Source organism: Enterobacter cloacae complex sp. 2022EL-00788 (assembly GCF_026627565.1).
Classification (GTDB): Bacteria; Pseudomonadota; Gammaproteobacteria; order Enterobacterales; family Enterobacteriaceae; genus Enterobacter; species Enterobacter pasteurii.
Genome location: NZ_JAPNMC010000010.1, coordinates 114747 through 131604, shown reverse-complemented (window position 1 = coordinate 131604; position 16858 = coordinate 114747). Strand labels below are relative to the sequence as shown.

The 16858-nt window shown below is 55.5% G+C and carries 16 protein-coding genes; 10 read left to right on the top strand and 6 right to left on the bottom strand.

From position 1 onward, the window contains the following. Window positions 1-4: 4 nt before the first annotated feature. Together selD and OWK27_RS16765 are read right to left on the bottom strand one after the other, a co-directional pair. A complete protein-coding gene (gene selD, locus OWK27_RS16770) occupies window positions 5-1048 on the bottom strand; it encodes a selenide, water dikinase SelD (RefSeq protein WP_267590803.1) in 1044 nt (347 codons plus the stop codon). Window positions 1049-1164: 116 nt separating this feature from the next. After that, window positions 1165-1716 (bottom strand): NAD(P)H nitroreductase, encoded by a 552-nt coding sequence (locus OWK27_RS16765; RefSeq protein WP_176610591.1) that lies wholly within the window; start codon window positions 1714-1716, stop codon window positions 1165-1167. Between the two features lie 167 nt (window positions 1717-1883). Between OWK27_RS16765 and sppA the strand changes: the two genes are divergently transcribed. From sppA to OWK27_RS16745, 4 genes are all read left to right on the top strand, one after another. After that, complete coding sequence (gene sppA / locus OWK27_RS16760) at window positions 1884-3740, top strand: signal peptide peptidase SppA (RefSeq protein ID WP_267590802.1); 1857 nt, start codon at window positions 1884-1886, stop codon at window positions 3738-3740. A gap of 63 nt (window positions 3741-3803) precedes the next feature. Next, complete coding sequence (gene ansA / locus OWK27_RS16755; RefSeq protein WP_032673734.1) at window positions 3804-4820, top strand: asparaginase; 1017 nt, start codon at window positions 3804-3806, stop codon at window positions 4818-4820. A 9-nt stretch (window positions 4821-4829) separates the two neighbouring features. Further along, window positions 4830-5471: a bifunctional nicotinamidase/pyrazinamidase gene (gene pncA / locus OWK27_RS16750; RefSeq protein ID WP_267590801.1), complete on the top strand. Its 642-nt coding sequence runs from the start codon at window positions 4830-4832 to the stop codon at window positions 5469-5471. Between the two features lie 170 nt (window positions 5472-5641). After that, window positions 5642-6895 (top strand): glycoside hydrolase family 18 protein, encoded by a 1254-nt coding sequence (locus OWK27_RS16745; protein WP_267590800.1) that lies wholly within the window; start codon window positions 5642-5644, stop codon window positions 6893-6895. 49 nt (window positions 6896-6944) lie between these two features. Here OWK27_RS16745 and OWK27_RS16740 read toward each other — a convergent pair whose 3' ends face one another. Then, window positions 6945-7217, bottom strand: a complete 273-nt coding sequence (locus tag OWK27_RS16740) for a YeaC family protein (protein ID WP_148419137.1) — start codon at window positions 7215-7217, stop codon at window positions 6945-6947. A gap of 41 nt (window positions 7218-7258) precedes the next feature. Further along, the gene (gene msrB, locus OWK27_RS16735; RefSeq protein WP_176610595.1) at window positions 7259-7672 is read right to left on the bottom strand and encodes a peptide-methionine (R)-S-oxide reductase MsrB; all 414 of its coding nucleotides are present in this window, start codon (window positions 7670-7672) and stop codon (window positions 7259-7261) included. Between the two features lie 341 nt (window positions 7673-8013). On the opposite strand from msrB, the gene gapA reads away from it, so the two are divergent. Together gapA and OWK27_RS16725 are read left to right on the top strand one after the other, a co-directional pair. Continuing rightward, window positions 8014-9009: a glyceraldehyde-3-phosphate dehydrogenase gene (gapA, locus tag OWK27_RS16730; protein WP_006809136.1), complete on the top strand. Its 996-nt coding sequence runs from the start codon at window positions 8014-8016 to the stop codon at window positions 9007-9009. A gap of 74 nt (window positions 9010-9083) precedes the next feature. Next, a complete protein-coding gene (locus OWK27_RS16725; protein ID WP_148419141.1) occupies window positions 9084-9968 on the top strand; it encodes a D-hexose-6-phosphate mutarotase in 885 nt (294 codons plus the stop codon). A gap of 64 nt (window positions 9969-10032) precedes the next feature. Here OWK27_RS16725 and OWK27_RS16720 read toward each other — a convergent pair whose 3' ends face one another. Continuing rightward, the gene (locus OWK27_RS16720) at window positions 10033-10779 is read right to left on the bottom strand and encodes a MipA/OmpV family protein (RefSeq protein WP_148419143.1); all 747 of its coding nucleotides are present in this window, start codon (window positions 10777-10779) and stop codon (window positions 10033-10035) included. 432 nt (window positions 10780-11211) lie between these two features. Here OWK27_RS16720 and yeaG point away from each other — a divergent pair, with 432 nt between their 5' ends. From yeaG to OWK27_RS16705, 3 genes are all read left to right on the top strand, one after another. Continuing rightward, window positions 11212-13146: a protein kinase YeaG gene (gene yeaG / locus OWK27_RS16715; RefSeq protein ID WP_063449019.1), complete on the top strand. Its 1935-nt coding sequence runs from the start codon at window positions 11212-11214 to the stop codon at window positions 13144-13146. A 72-nt stretch (window positions 13147-13218) separates the two neighbouring features. After that, window positions 13219-14502: a YeaH/YhbH family protein gene (locus OWK27_RS16710; RefSeq protein WP_267590799.1), complete on the top strand. Its 1284-nt coding sequence runs from the start codon at window positions 13219-13221 to the stop codon at window positions 14500-14502. Between the two features lie 101 nt (window positions 14503-14603). Then, complete coding sequence (locus OWK27_RS16705; RefSeq protein ID WP_267590798.1) at window positions 14604-15104, top strand: YbaK/prolyl-tRNA synthetase associated domain-containing protein; 501 nt, start codon at window positions 14604-14606, stop codon at window positions 15102-15104. Window positions 15105-15124: 20 nt separating this feature from the next. Here OWK27_RS16705 and yoaI read toward each other — a convergent pair whose 3' ends face one another. After that, window positions 15125-15226 (bottom strand): small membrane protein YoaI, encoded by a 102-nt coding sequence (yoaI, locus tag OWK27_RS16700; protein WP_227009728.1) that lies wholly within the window; start codon window positions 15224-15226, stop codon window positions 15125-15127. Between the two features lie 288 nt (window positions 15227-15514). Here yoaI and OWK27_RS16695 point away from each other — a divergent pair, with 288 nt between their 5' ends. Then, window positions 15515-16846: a glycoside-pentoside-hexuronide (GPH):cation symporter gene (locus tag OWK27_RS16695; protein ID WP_267590797.1), complete on the top strand. Its 1332-nt coding sequence runs from the start codon at window positions 15515-15517 to the stop codon at window positions 16844-16846. Window positions 16847-16858: the final 12 nt, after the last annotated feature.

The following is a 16858-nucleotide window of genomic DNA, read 5'->3' as shown; positions in this document are numbered from 1 at the left end:
CGAATTAACGGATCTCAATCATCGGGCGGCCGCCGCGGGCGGTTACCAGCTCGCCGATGGCCGTCAGGGTGATGCCGAACTCGGCGGCCGTCGCCTGCACGTCAGCTTCCGCTTCCGGGGTGACCGCCAGCAGCAGGCCGCCGGAGGTTTGCGGATCGCACAGCAGGTTGCGCCATTCTTCAGGCATCTCGCCCATCAGGTGGCCGTAGCTGGCGAAGTTGCGCTGCGTACCGCCCGGCACCGCGCCCTGGGCAATGTACTCCTCCACGCCCGGCAGCTTCGGCACGTCCTGGTACCAGATCTGCGCCTGCACGCCCGCCCCCTGACACACTTCGGACAGGTGCCCGAGCAGACCAAAACCGGTCACGTCGGTCATGGCCTTCACGCCGTCGATACAGGCGAACGCCGCACCCGCGAGGTTCATCTGGCACATGACTTCTGTAGCCAGACCTTTGTGCTCGGGCTTCAGCAGGGATTTTTTCTCGGCGGTGGTCAGCACGCCAATGCCAAGCGGCTTGGTCAGGTACAGCTTGCAGCCCGCCTGCGCGGTGCTGTTACGCTTCACGCGCTCGGTCGGCACCACGCCGGTAACGGCCAGGCCGAAGATCGGCTCAGGTGCATCGATAGAGTGACCGCCGGCCAGGGCGATCCCCGCCTGCTGGCAGGCAAAGCGTCCGCCTTCGATCACGTCGCGGGCGATTTCCGGCGGGATGGTGTTGATCGGCCAGCCCAGAATAGCGATCGCCATGATGGGCTTACCGCCCATCGCGAAGATATCGCTGATGGCGTTGGTGGCCGCAATTTGGCCGAAGTCGAACGGGTTGTCGACGATCGGCATAAAGAAATCGGTGGTGCTGATAATGCTGGTGCCGTTACCTAAGTCATAAACCGCTGCATCGTCACGCGTTTCGTTACCGACAAGCAGGTTCGGGTCGACAAACTTCGCCTGTTCACTGTGCAGGATGGTTTCCAGCACTTTTGGGGAAATTTTACAACCGCAACCGGCTCCGTGGCTGTATTGCGTTAAACGAATGGTTTGCTCGCTCATGGACATCTCCTGTCATTGCAATCGCGCTATGGTAGCGCTCATTCCATAAAGAGGTAAGTATGACTGTCTGAATTCTGCGGCGGATGCTCAGAATCCAGACAGTTTAGCGCGTGGGATTAAAAACGGCTGACGAAAGGCGTGGTGTCCGGCACGCTAATGGTGCTGGACGCTTTAAGCTGCGGGGTACCGAGGTAGAGGAAACCGACAATTTTATCGTGCTCACCGCAGGAGAACCCTTCCCGCACGGCGGCGCTTTCGGTCAGCGGACCGGTACGCCAGATGCCGTTAAAGCCCTGCGCGACGGCGGCCATCTGCATCGCCATCACGGCGCAGCCGGCGGACATTTCCTGCTCCCAGACCGGCACCTTATGATCGGCCCTGCACTTCGCAACCACGGCAACGATCATCGGCGCGCGGAACGGCGCGTTGCGGGCTTTATCAATGCCCTTTTCATCCTGACCGGCGGCTACAGCGCCCTGCTCCAGCAGCTGGCTGAAGCGATCGCGTCCTTCGCCTTCAATGATAAAGAAGTGCCACGGCTGTAAGGTGCCATGGTCCGGCGCACGCATTCCGGCACGCAGAATGTTTTCCAGCTGCTCGCCGACCGGTGCCGGTTCAGCCAGGCGGGAAGCGCTACGACGGTTAACAAGCAGTTCTAGTGCGTCCATTGGTTAACTCCTTTCTTGAAATTTACTCACAAAATTAACACGACAGCAGAATTTGTTACAGCGTGGCAGGCGATTCCTGCTGACAAGTGGCGGTTGGGTCATTACGATAACCGCACATTACCGTCCCGTGGCGACGGAAACAGTCATTTTCTGGTTAGGGAGAATACATGCGAACCCTTTGGCGAATCTTTGCCGGTTTCTTTAAATGGACGTGGCGACTGCTCAACTTCGTCCGCAACCTGGTGATGAATATCTTCTTCATCTTCCTGGTACTGGTCTGCGCAGGTATCTGGATGCATCTCAGCAGCGCCAGCCAGTCGCAGAACTCGACGCGCGGCGCGCTGCTCCTCGATATCACCGGGGTAATTGTCGATAAGCCCTCCACCAGCAACCGTCTGGGCGTGATTGGCCGCCAGCTGTTCGGCGCAACGTCTGACCGCCTGCAGGAAAACTCCCTGTTTGATATCGTCGACACGATCCGTCAGGCCAAAGACGATCGCAACATTACCGGTATCGTGCTGGATCTGAAAGATTTTGCCGGTGCCGATCAGCCTTCGATGCAGTACATCGGTAAAGCGCTGCGCGAATTCCGCGACAGCGGTAAACCGGTGATTGCCGTCGGCGACAGCTACACCCAGGGGCAATATTATCTGGCGAGCTTTGCTAACAAAATCTGGCTCTCTCCGCAGGGCACGGTCGACCTGCATGGCTTTGCCACGAACGGTCTGTACTACAAATCGCTGCTCGACAAGCTGAAGGTCACCACCCACGTCTTCCGCGTCGGGACCTATAAGTCTGCCGTAGAGCCGTTTATCCGCGATGATATGTCCCCGGCGGCCCGTGAAGCGGACAGCCGCTGGATCGGCGAGCTGTGGCAGAACTACCTCGGCACCATTGCCGCTAACCGTCAGATGCCCCCTGAACAGATCTTCCCGGGCGCGCGCGGCGTGCTGGACGGTCTGCGTAAGGTGGATGGCGATACGGCGAAATACGCGCTCGACAACAAGCTGGTCGATCGTCTGGGCTCCAGCGCCGAGATTGAAAAAGCGCTCACCAAACAGTTCGGCTGGAGCAAAGAAGACAAAAACTACAGCGCCATCAGCATGTATGACTACGCCGCGAAAAAACCGGACGACAGCGGCGACAGCGTTGCAGTGGTGTTTGCTAACGGTGCCATCATGGACGGTCAGGAAACGCCGGGGAACGTTGGCGGAGATACCACTGCCTCGCAGATCCGCGATGCCCGCCTCGATCCGAAAGTGAAGGCGATTGTCCTGCGCGTAAACAGCCCTGGCGGCAGCGTCAGCGCCTCAGAGGTGATCCGTGCGGAGCTGGCCGCCGCCCGCGCCGCGGGTAAACCGGTTGTTGTTTCCATGGGCGGCATGGCGGCGTCCGGGGGATACTGGATCTCAACGCCTGCTAACTACATCGTCGCTAACCCGAGCACCCTGACCGGCTCGATTGGCATCTTCGGGGTTATCAACACCGTTGAAAACAGCCTTGATTATCTTGGCGTTCATACCGATGGCGTTTCCACCTCACCGCTGGCCGACGTGTCCGTGACGAAATCGCTGCCGCCTGAGGTCTCTGAGATGATGCAGCTCAGCATTGAGAGCGGCTATAAGCGCTTTATCACGCTGGTTGCTGATTCCCGTAAAAAGACGCCAGATCAGATCGACCAGATTGCGCAGGGCCACGTCTGGACAGGCCAGGATGCAAAAAGCAACGGTCTGGTAGACAGCCTGGGTGACTTTGATGATGCGGTGAAGAAAGCAGCAGAGCTGGCCAAACTGAAGCAGTGGCACGTGGACTACTATCAGGACGAACCTACGTTCTTCGATATGATCGTGGACAGCATGTCCGGTTCCGTTCGCGCCATGCTGCCGGAGGCGCTTCAGGCTTACCTGCCTGCGCCTGTTGCCACGGCAGCGAAAGCGATGAAGGCGGAAAGCGACAAGCTCGCGGCCTTTAACGATCCACAGAGTCGTTACGCGTTCTGCCTGACCTGCGCGAACGTCCGTTAAAACCCGTCCCCTCTTCCCGCGAAGAGGGGATTTTTTTCTTTTGAAGAACAAGAACTCACTACCATGCAGAAGAAATCAATTTATGTCGCCTATACCGGCGGTACCATCGGTATGCAGCGCTCTGAAAATGGCTATATCCCGGTTTCCGGCCACCTGCAGCGCCAGCTGGCGCTGATGCCCGAATTCCATCGCCCGGAAATGCCGGACTTCACCATCCACGAATACGAGCCGCTGATGGACTCCTCCGACATGACGCCGGAAGACTGGCAGCATATTGCGGATGACATTAAAGCCCATTACGACCAGTACGACGGCTTCGTGATCCTGCACGGCACCGACACCATGGCGTTTACCGCCTCGGCGCTCTCCTTCATGCTGGAGAACCTGAGCAAGCCGGTCATCGTGACGGGCTCGCAGATCCCGCTGGCGGAACTGCGTTCAGACGGGCAGATCAACCTGCTTAACTCCCTCTACGTTGCGGCCAATTACCCGATCAACGAAGTGTCGCTGTTCTTCAACAACCGCCTTTACCGCGGCAACCGCACCACCAAAGCGCACGCCGACGGCTTTGACGCGTTTGCCTCACCGAACCTGCAGCCGCTGCTGGAGGCGGGTATCCATATCCGTCGTCTGGGCACGCCGCCTGCGCCAAACACCGCGGGCGAGCTGATTGTTCACCCGATCACCCCGCAGCCGATTGGCGTGGTGACGATTTATCCGGGCATCTCCGCCGACGTGGTGCGCAACTTCCTGCGCCAGCCGGTGAAGGCGCTGATCCTGCGCTCCTATGGCGTGGGTAACGCGCCGCAAAACGGTGAGTTCCTGAAGGAGCTACAGGAGGCAAGCGATCGCGGAATTGTGGTGGTCAACCTCACCCAGTGTATGTCCGGTAAGGTCAACATGGGCGGCTATGCCACCGGTAATGCCCTGGCGCACGCGGGCGTTATCAGCGGTTTCGATATGACCGTTGAGGCAACCCTGACTAAACTTCACTATTTACTGAGTCAGGATCTGGATATAGATTCCATTCGCCGCGCGATGATGCAAAACCTGCGCGGTGAGCTGACGCCGGACGAATAAGGAGTTCCCATGAAGCAACGCGCCCTGTTACTGGTCGATTTGCAAAATGATTTTTGTGCGGGCGGCGCGCTGGCCGTCGCCGAAGGTGACAGCACCGTGGACGTGGCAAACACGCTGATTGACTGGTGCAAAACCCGCGCCGAAGCGGTGGTCGCAAGTCAGGACTGGCATCCGGCAAACCACGGCAGCTTTGCCAGCCAGCATAGCGTTGAGCCTTTCACTCAGGGCGAACTCGACGGGCTGGCGCAAACCTTCTGGCCGGATCACTGCGTTCAGCAAACGGAAGGCGCAGAGCTGCATCCGCTGCTGAACCAGAAGGCCATCGACGCGGTGTTCCATAAAGGCGAAGATCCGCTTATCGACAGCTACAGCGCGTTTTTTGATAACGGACATCGTCAGAAAACGGCGCTCGACGCCTGGCTGCGCCATCACGAAATCACGGAGCTGATCGTGCTGGGGCTGGCGACGGACTACTGCGTGAAGTTCACCGTGCTCGACGCGCTCCAGCTTGGCTACACGGTTAGCGTCATTACCGACGGCTGTCGCGGGGTGAACCTTCTGCCGCAGGACAGCCCCCAGGCGTTTATGGACATGGCTGCCGAAGGCGCAACGCTTTATACGCTGGCCGACTGGCTGGAAACGCAGGCCTGATGCTTTTGCCGGGTGGCGCTAGCGCTTACCCGGCACTCTCCTCTCTATCTCCCATAAAGTGAACTCCCTCGCATCACCAGCGAAACGGTAATGGTATTCTTTTCAGGCTGTTTTTTCGCCACGCCTTTTCTGTGGCGTGGTTATTTTTGTTTAGTCAAAGAGGAACACCTATGAAACGTTTGCCCTTGCTGGCAGCTCTACCCCTGCTTTGCGCGTCGGTTGCTACTGCCGCACCTCTGATGTCCGTGGGCTACTTCAACGGCGGCGGTGACGTCACCGCAGGACCAGGCGGCGATATTAATAAACTCGATGTCCGCCAGATAACCCACCTGAACTACTCGTTTGGTCTGGTCTATAACAGCGAGAAAGACGAAACCAACGCCGCGCTGAAAGATCCGACAAAGCTGCATCAAATCTGGTTATCCCCGAAGGTGGCGTCCGACCTGGCGCTGATCCCTCAGCTTCGTAAACAAAACCCTGACATTAAGATTCTGCTTTCCGTGGGCGGCTGGGGGGCGCGCGGCTTTTCTGGCGCGGCGGCGACGAAAGAGACCCGCGCGGTGTTTATTCGTTCCGCGCAGGAGATCGTCGATAAGTACGGCCTGGACGGTATCGATCTCGACTGGGAATTTCCGGTCAACGGCGCGTGGGGCCTGGTGGAAAGCTCACCTGCCGACCGGGATAACTTCACCGCGCTGCTAAAAGAGATGCGTGACGCGTTCGGCAAGAAAAAGCTGGTCACCATTGCGGTGGGCGCGAATGCGGAAAGTCCGAAAAGCTGGATTGACGTTAAGGCCATTGCGCCGCTGCTCGACTACATCAACCTGATGACCTACGACATGGCGTACGGCACGCAGTATTTTAACGCGAACCTGTATGACTCCAGCGACTGGCCGACCGTGGCGGCAGCAGATAAATACAGCGTCGATTTTGTGGTGAACAATTATCTGGCCGCTGGCCTGAAGCCGCAGCAGATGAACCTCGGGATTGGCTTCTACGGGCGCGTGCCAAAACGGTCCGTTGAGCCGGGCATTGACTGGAGCAAGCCCGATGCGCAAAAAAAACCGGTGACGCAGCCTTACTTCGGCCCTCGGGAGATCGCTTTGTTCCGCTCACTCGGTTATGACCTGACCAAAGACACCTACGTGAAATACAACGATATCGTTAAGAAGCTGCTGAACGACCCGCAAAAGCGCTTTACCGAACGCTGGGACGACCAGGCGAAGGTGCCGTGGCTTTCCGTGAAGGGTGCAGACGGGAAGGATCTGTTTGCTATCTCTTATGAAAATCCGCGTTCCGTTGCCATCAAAGCGGACTACATCAAAGAGAAAGGTCTGGCAGGCGCAATGTTTTGGGAGTACGGGGCCGACGACGAAAACCGGCTCGCGAAGCAGCTGGCAGCGTCGTTAGGGATTAAGCACTAGCTGGATTGTGCCGGGTGGCGCGAGGGCTCACCCGGCCTGTTCAGGGGCGTTATTTGAACGTCGCAATCGGCTTTGGCGTGATGCCAAACTCTTCTTTCAGCTCGCGCTTGCTCTTCATCACCATCTGCCCTTTAGTGTCGATGGTCATATGCTGCGCGTCCGTATTGTTGCGCGCCTGCCACAGCATCACCAGCTGGAGGCTGTTCTCTTTTTGCTCCGGCGTCAGCGCTACCCCGTCCGGCCATTTTCCCAGCTCAACGGCCGTTACCAGACGCTGATAAACCTCCGGGGTCATTCCCGCAATCATGTCATCAATATTCACGATTTCTCCCTTACAAAGGAATAATTTGCTGAATCGTTTTTTCAACCTTTGGTCTGGTCGCCGTTTTCGTCATCGGTGAAGCTCATGGAGGCCGAATTTACGCAGAAACGTTCGCCCGTTGGCTGGGGGCCATCCGGGAAGACGTGGCCCAGATGCGCATCACAGTTCCCGCAGCGAATTTCAGTGCGCACCATCCCGTGGGAGGAGTCCGTTAGGTAGCGGATCGCCTCGTCGCTGACGGGCTCGTAGAAGCTTGGCCAGCCGCAGCCAGAGTCATACTTGGTCTGGGAGTTAAACAGCGGTGCATCACACACCAGGCAGTGGTAGACGCCTTCCCGCTTATTGTGCAGTAAACGCCCGGTAAACGGCGGCTCGGTGCCGTGATTCTGCGTCACGTAAAACTGCATTTCCGTGAGGTTTTTTTTCAAATCGTCGGGGTTACGTTGGTTCGACATATGCTTACATCTCGCTGTTGAAACAGACATCTTTTAACCCAGATTCTAACAAAACATTAACACCCGCGCGTGCACTTTTGTTCTAAACTTATGTGTCGCGAAAAGGCGGTCAGGCAATTGTGATCTGTTTCACATTTTAATCCTGCGAGGCCTTTAAAATTCCGGGCGCAGCCCCCATGTGGTTGCTAGCTCAAAGGGAAAGTGAGGCGAGTCAGTCGCACAAACGTTAGTCACAGGATTGATTTGTCGCAATGATTGACACGATTCCGCTTGACGCTGCGTAAGGTTTTTGTAATTTTACAGGCAACCTTTTATTCACTAACAAATAGCTGGTGGAATATATGACTATCAAAGTAGGTATCAACGGTTTTGGCCGTATCGGCCGTATTGTTTTCCGTGCTGCTCAGAAACGTTCTGACATCGAAATCGTTGGTATCAACGATCTCCTGGACGCTGAATACATGGCGTACATGCTGAAGTACGACTCAACTCACGGTCGTTTCGACGGCACCGTTGAAGTGAAAGACGGCCACCTGGTTGTTAACGGCAAAACCATCCGCGTTACTGCTGAGAAAGACCCAGCTAACCTGAAATGGAACGAAATCGGTGTTGATGTTGTAGCTGAAGCTACCGGTATCTTCCTGACCGACGAAACTGCACGTAAACACATCACTGCGGGTGCGAAGAAAGTTGTTCTGACTGGTCCTTCCAAAGACAACACCCCAATGTTCGTTCGTGGTGCAAACTTCGAAACTTACGCTGGCCAGGACATCGTTTCCAACGCATCCTGCACCACCAACTGCCTGGCACCGCTGGCTAAAGTTATCAACGACAACTTCGGCATCATCGAAGGTCTGATGACTACCGTTCACGCTACCACCGCTACTCAGAAAACCGTTGATGGCCCGTCTCACAAAGACTGGCGCGGCGGCCGTGGCGCGGCTCAGAACATCATCCCATCCTCTACCGGTGCTGCTAAAGCAGTAGGTAAAGTACTGCCAGAACTGAATGGCAAACTGACTGGTATGGCGTTCCGCGTTCCAACTCCTAACGTATCCGTTGTTGACCTGACCGTTCGTCTGGAAAAAGCTGCTTCTTATGAAGAAATTAAGAAAGCAATCAAAGCTGCTTCCGAAGGCCCAATGAAAGGCGTTCTGGGTTACACCGAAGACGACGTTGTATCTACCGATTTCAACGGCGAAGTGTGCACTTCCGTGTTCGATGCTAAAGCAGGTATCGCACTGAACGACAACTTCGTGAAACTGGTTTCCTGGTACGACAATGAAACTGGCTACTCTAACAAAGTACTGGACCTGATCGCTCACATCTCCAAATAAGTTGAGATGAGTTCTTGATCCTAAAAGGCGACTTCGGTCGCCTTTTTTATTGTTTTTAGACAGAGGATTGCGTAATGATTAATAAAATATTTGCACTTCCGGTAGTCGAACAACTTACCCCTGTGCTCTCCCGCCGTCAGATTGACGGTGCCGACGTTATTGTCGTTGACCATCCGCGCGTGAAAGCCTCCGTGGCGCTCAATGGCGCCCACCTGCTCTCCTGGAAACCAGAAGGCGAAGAAGAAGGCCTGTGGCTGAGCGAGGCCACCTCGTTTAAGAAAGGCGCGGCGATCCGCGGCGGCGTACCGATCTGCTGGCCATGGTTTGGCCCGTCCGCGCAGCAGGGTCTACCCTCTCACGGTTTCGCCCGTAACCAGCAGTGGACGCTGAAGGCGCACAACGACGATGACAACGGTGCGGTGCTGACCTTTGAGCTACAGGCGAATGAGGAAACGCGCGCCCTGTGGCCGCACGAGTTCACCCTGTATGCCCGCTTCAAGCTGGGTAAAACCTGTGAGATTGAGCTGGAGGCGCACGGCGAGTTCGAAACCACCTCCGCGCTGCACACCTATTTCAACGTGGGTGATATCCAGGCGGTTAAGGTTAGCGGCCTTGGCGATACCTTTATCGACAAAGTGGATAACGCGAAAGAAGGCAAACTGGACGACGGCGTGCAGACCTTCCCGGACCGTACCGACCGCGTTTACCTGCACCCTGAAGCCTGCAGCATGATCCACGACAGCGCCCTGAACCGCGGAATCGAAGTGGTTCATCACCACCACAGCAACGTGGTGGGCTGGAACCCGGGCCCGGCCCTTTCCGTCAGCATGGCGGATATTCCGGACGACGGTTACAAGACCTTTGTCTGCGTGGAAACGGCGTGCGTGACTGCCCCGCAGAAAACCAGCGAAGAAAAACCGTCCCGCTTAGGCCAGACGATTAAGATTGTGAAGCGTTGATTTTTCTGAAGCTTGAAAAAACAAACGGGGCGCAAGCGCCCCGTTTTAATGCATAGCATTCCGATCAGAACTTGTAGGTTACACCCACAGAGAAGATGCCCGCCCAGGACTTATCGACCATCGGGCTGTCTTTCACTTCATCGCTCAGACGGATATAACGACCGGTACCGTATACGTTCCAGTCACCCAGGAAGTTATAGGACGCGGTGAGTTCCAGGTACGGATCCCAGCCATCATCCGCGCTGTAGCTCTTCAGGCCACTGCGGCGAGACTCATCTTTAGAGACGCCATAGTAGTAGTCGTTGTAATTCTCGCTGCTGTACTGCACGCCGATACCCGGCGTCAGGGTCACCGCGCCGTTGGTGTAGCGATAAAGCCATGCCAGATCCCAGATGAAGCCGTTACTGTTATCCAGCGTATCGCCCGCCAGCGCAGTGCGCAGGAAGCCATACTCGGTGTTATGCACGTAAGAAAGCCCCGCCATCAGTGAGCTTCTGCGCTTGTCCAGCTGGCGAAGCGCATTGCTGTCGCTGTCGCCCGGCTTAAAGTGCGTTGGATCGTAGTACGCCATGATGGAGAGCTTATCTGCCGTGTCGTTCCACAGATAGTAACCGCCGCCCAGTCCACGGAACCAGAAGTTATCGCCTTCATAGGTGACAACGGGGACAGGATATACGTCGCGGTCATACTGTTTGTACGGGCTGTTAATCACGCCAGCACCCGCGCCAACCGTCCACTGGCCTTCAGCCTGTACGGTGCTCGCTGCGGTAGCGGCAAGGATGCCCAATGCCAGAAGTTTGAGTTTGGTCACAATCCATTCTTTCCTGTAGTCAAATAATCAGCGGAAGAAGTGTAACCGCCAATCCCGCACATCCCAAAATTTTTTGCGCGCTAATCAGTTTGATTAACCCGTTATTTTTCATTTTTCAGATGACAACCCGCTTTCATTTATGTGACCGATAAATGAAAAACCCACTTTCGCCTTATACGCGCAGTGGAAATTTTTGGATGAGTTATTGATATGTCATTGAAAGTAGATTTTATGCGTATGCAAGTTTTGCAATTGCCATCTACGCTTTAATTTAAGAAGAGGTTTTGCTGAACACCCTGCGGTTCTTAGCCTTCGACCTGGCACACAGGTTGCTGCTCTGGCAGTGAGGTGCGAGAAATTCTCTTCCGGGAGCCTCCACTACTCATACGAACGGCTCTTATCCTGTGCTAAAAAACGAAAGGACGGCATGCCATGAATATATTCGATCACTATCGCCAGCGCTACGAAGCTGCCAAGGACGAAGAGTTCACACTGCAGGAGTTTCTTACCATTTGTCGGCAAGATCGCAGTGCCTATGCCAATGCGGCAGAACGGCTATTGATGGCTATTGGTGAGCCAAACATGGTTGATACTGCCCTGGAGCCACGGCTTTCCCGTCTATTTTCGAATCGGGTAGTCGCCCGATATCCGGCGTTCGAAGAGTTCTATGGTATGGAAGATGCCATAGAGCAGATCGTCTCCTACCTGAAGCATGCCGCTCAGGGGCTGGAAGAGAAGAAACAGATCCTCTATCTGCTGGGCCCGGTTGGCGGTGGTAAATCCTCGCTGGCCGAACGGCTGAAGGCGCTGATGCAGCGCGTGCCGATCTATGTCCTGAGCGCCAACGGCGAACGCAGCCCGGTGAATGACCATCCGCTGTGCCTGTTTAACCCGCAGGAAGATGCGCAGATTCTGGATAAAGAGTTTGGCATTCCGCATCGCTATCTCGGCACGATCATGTCGCCGTGGGCGGCGAAACGTCTGCACGAGTTTGGCGGGGATATCACCAAATTCCGCGTCGTCAAAGTCTGGCCGTCAATCCTTGAGCAGATCGCCATCGCCAAAACCGAACCCGGCGACGAGAACAACCAGGATATCTCGGCGCTGGTGGGTAAAGTCGATATCCGTAAGCTGGAGCATCACGCGCAAAACGACCCGGACGCCTACGGTTATTCCGGCGCGCTGTGCCGCGCCAACCAGGGGATAATGGAATTTGTCGAGATGTTCAAAGCGCCGATCAAGGTGCTGCATCCGCTGCTGACCGCTACCCAGGAAGGGAACTACAACGGCACGGAAGGTATCTCCGCCCTGCCGTTTAACGGCATTATCCTTGCCCACTCAAACGAATCTGAATGGGTCACCTTCCGTAATAACAAAAACAATGAGGCGTTCCTTGACCGCGTGTACATCGTCAAAGTGCCTTATTGCCTGCGGATCTCGGAAGAGATCAAGATTTACGAGAAACTGCTTAACCACAGCGAGCTGATGCATGCCCCCTGCGCGCCGGGAACGCTGGAAACGCTGTCGCGCTTCTCTATCCTGTCGCGTCTGAAAGAGCCGGAAAACTCCAGTATCTACTCCAAAATGCGCGTATATGACGGTGAAAGCCTGAAGGATACCGACCCGAAAGCGAAATCGTACCAGGAGTACCGCGATTACGCCGGGGTCGATGAAGGGATGAACGGCCTGTCGACGCGTTTTGCGTTTAAGATCCTCTCCCGCGTCTTTAACTTCGACCATGCGGAGGTGGCCGCCAACCCGGTTCATCTGTTCTACGTGCTGGAACAGCAAATCGAGCGCGAGCAGTTCCCGCAGGAGCAGGCTGAACGCTACCTTGAGTTCCTGAAAGGCTACCTGATCCCGAAATATGCGGAGTTCATCGGTAAAGAGATCCAGACCGCCTATCTGGAATCCTATTCAGAATACGGTCAGAACATCTTCGACCGCTACGTCACCTATGCTGACTTCTGGATCCAGGATCAGGAGTATCGCGACCCGGACACCGGCCAGCTGTTTGACCGTGAATCTCTTAACGCCGAGCTGGAAAAAATCGAGAAGCCGGCCGGGATCAGCAACCCGAAAGACTTCCGAAACGAGATTGTGAACTTTGTCCTGCGCGCCAGAGCGCATAACAACGGACGCAACCCGAACTGGACCAGCTACGAAAAACTGCGCACGGTCATTGAGAAGAAAATGTTCTCCAATACCGAAGAGCTGTTGCCGGTAATTTCGTTTAACGCCAAAACCTCAACCGACGAGCAGAAAAAACACGACGATTTTGTCGACCGTATGATGGAGAAAGGTTACACCCGCAAGCAGGTACGCCTGCTCTGCGAATGGTATCTGCGCGTGCGTAAATCGTCCTAAAACAAGTGCCCGGTAGCGCTCGCGCATACCGGGCCGACAAATGCTAGTTGGCAAATGCAGTACGGGGGGTATATGACCTGGTTTATTGACCGGCGTCTTAACGGCAAAAACAAGAGCACGGTTAACCGCCAGCGCTTCTTGCGTCGTTATAAATCGCAAATTAAACAGTCGATCTCCGAGGCCATCAACAAACGCTCGGTGACCGACGTCGACAGCGGCGAATCCGTCTCCATCCCCAACGATGACATCAGCGAACCGATGTTTCATCAGGGGCGTGGCGGCCTGCGCCATCGCGTCCACCCAGGTAACGACCACTTCGTCCAGAACGACAGAATCGAGCGTCCGCAAGGCGGAGGCGGCGGTTCCGGAAGCGGTCAGGGCCAGGCCAGCCAGGACGGTGAGGGCCAGGACGAGTTCGTCTTCCAGATTTCTAAAGATGAATATCTTGACCTGCTGTTTGAAGATCTGGCCCTGCCGAATCTGAAAAAGAATCAGCACCGCCAGCTCAACGAATATAAAACGCACCGCGCGGGGTATACCGCAAACGGGGTGCCCGCCAACATCAGCGTCGTACGTTCGCTGCAAAACTCGCTGGCGCGACGCACGGCAATGACGGCAGGTAAGCGACGCGAGCTGCGCGAGCTGGAAACCAGCCTGAAAGTGGTGGAAAACACGGAACCGGCGCAGCTGCTGGAAGAGGAGCGCCTGCGTAAAGAGATTGCCGAACTGCGGGCGAAGATCGACCGCGTGCCGTTCATCGACACCTTCGACCTGCGATACAAAAACTACGAAAAACGTCCGGAGCCTTCCAGCCAGGCGGTGATGTTCTGCCTGATGGACGTGTCAGGCTCAATGGATCAGGCCACCAAGGATATGGCGAAGCGTTTTTATATCCTGCTCTATCTGTTCCTGAGCAGAACCTATAAGAACGTGGAGGTGGTCTACATTCGCCATCACACTCAGGCGAAAGAGGTGGACGAGCATGAGTTCTTTTACTCGCAGGAGACCGGCGGCACCATCGTGTCGAGCGCCCTGAAGCTGATGGATGAGGTGGTGAAGGAGCGCTACGATCCGGCGCAGTGGAACATCTACGCCGCGCAGGCATCTGATGGCGATAACTGGGCGGATGACTCGCCGCTGTGTCATGAAATTCTGGCGAAGAAAATTCTGCCGGTGGTGCGTTACTACAGCTACATTGAAATTACCCATCGCGCCCACCAGACGCTGTGGCGTGAATATGAGCATCTGCAATCGATGTTCGATAACTTCGCGATGCAGCACATACGTGACCAGGATGACATCTATCCGGTCTTCCGGGAACTGTTCCAGAAACAGTCATCCACCAGCAATGCGTGACTCAACGGCCAGCGAAAACCCGCTGGCCGTCTTCTTTCGACCCTCTCCTTCCCGTGCTAAGGTAGCAAGCTGCATAGTGGCAACTTACAGGTAAATTCGTTATGTCTGATGACGTTATTGGGATGACTACCCATCAGCAGCTAATCAGCTTATTAACCGAGCAGGGCGCGCGCTTTCGCGTGATCGAGCATGAAGCGGTCGGGAAATGCGAAGCAGTCAGTGAAATTCGTGGAACCGCTCTCGGGCAGGGTGCAAAAGCGCTGGTCTGTAAGGTGAAAGGCAACGGCGTAAAAAAACACGTGCTGGCGATCCTCGCCGCCGATCTGCAGGCCGATTTAAGCCGGCTGGCGAGCCATTTCGGTGGGCTGAAAGCCTCACTCGCCAGCCCGGCGGAAGTGGATGCGCTTACCGGCTGCGTTTTCGGCGCCATTCCCCCCTTCAGCTTTCACCCGGATCTGACGCTGGTCGCCGACCCGCTGCTGTTTGAGCGCTTCGACGAGATCGCCTTTAACGCCGGCCTGCTGGAAAAGTCGGTGGTTATGGATACCCAGGACTATCTGCGTATTGCCCGCCCTGAACGGGTGACGTTCCGTAAAGGATAATTTATGCGGCTGGCTAAGGGTCAGCCGTTTTCCAGCAACAGCACGGATGCGATCAGAATAATGGCGATGACGAAAAACGATGAGGAGATAATCAGCGTTTCAACAAACATGGGATCGTTCATGATGCGCTCTGCTTTGCCCTGAATACCTCTTTTTTACCCCCGCCCGGTGACGGTTAAATGACGGTGATGCGTCAGCTAAATGACGTTTTATTGGCTGAAACGATTCCTGGATAATTATCCTCCGCCGCGCAATGTCACTCTTTTAACGCTTTATTTGTTACCGGTATCACGAAAAGAAATTTACGTAACCCCGATGCCAGATCTCGCAATTGTTAACCTTTTCCCCGTGGTTAAACCTGTTTAACGGAGCACCTCAATAATAAACCTTACACTGGCAAGGTGATTACAATGACCGAGAAAATTACCCGTAAAGAAAAAATCAGTTATGGGTTAGGCGATATGGCAAGCCATATTGGGCTGGATAACGTTATTATTTTTCTGACGTTTTACTATACGGATGTGGTGGGATTACCCGCGGCATTCGTGGGAACCATGTTTTTACTGGCACGAACGGCGGATGCCATTATTGACCCGGCGATGGGCTATATCGCAGACCGGACGCGCACCCGCTGGGGAAAATTTCGTCCGTGGATGCTGTGGCTGGCGCTGCCCTTTGGCGCAAGCTGCCTGCTGACCTACGCCGTACCGGAGTCGCTCGACCTGCACGGTAAAATGATTTTCGCCACCGTCAGCTACACCCTGATGATGCTGATGTATACCGCTATTAATATTCCCTACTGCTCCATGGGCGCGGTCATTACCCCCGACAACGACGCGCGAATTTCCCTGCAGTCCTGGCGCTTTTTCCTGGCCACGCTGGGCGGCGCGCTGTCGACATTCTTTATGATGCCGCTGGCGGAATTTTTGGGCGGCGACGATAAATTACTGGGCTATCGCTGGGCGATGGCCATAATGGCAACCGTCGCGGTAGTGATGTTCTGGATCTGCTTCGCCAACACGCGTGAACGTATTAACGCCCCCGCGACCCACAATAATTATCTTGCGGAGCTGCGGGATTTATTGCGTAACGACCAGTGGCGCGTGGTCGCCGTCCTGGTATTAACCAATATTGGCTTTGGCGTTATTCGCCTTGGCGCAATGATGTATTTCGTCACCTACTATCTCGGCAGCGCCAGCTATTTTATGTGGATGCTCGGCGCGCATATTCTTGGCAAAGCCGCGGGCAGCGCGCTGGCCAAACGCCTGACGCAAAACGTCAGCAAAGTGCAGATGTTTGGCTACTGCTCCGTGCTGGCGGGCGTGTTCAGCATCGCCCTGTTCTTTGCGCCTAAGTCGGTGCTGATCCTGGTGCCCATGACGTTCATCGTCTCTACCCTTTACCAGGCCACCACCACGCTGATGTGGGTAATGATGGCAGACGTCGCCGACTACGGGGAATGGAAACAGGGCAAGCGCATGGACGGCGTGATCTTCTCCACCTTCCTCGCCGTGCTCAAGCTGGGTATGGCCATCAGCGGCGCGATTGTTGGCTGGACGCTGGGCTTAAGCGGCTATGTGGCGAATGCCCCGGAACAGACCACCACGGCCATGTACTGCATCATCGCCCTCTTCACCCTCGTGCCCGGCCTACTGTCGCTCTGCGCGTTCGCCACGCTGCGCTGGTACAGGCTTGACGACAGCACCATGAAATCCATCCATCTCGCCAAACACCCCATTTAACAGGACGCATTA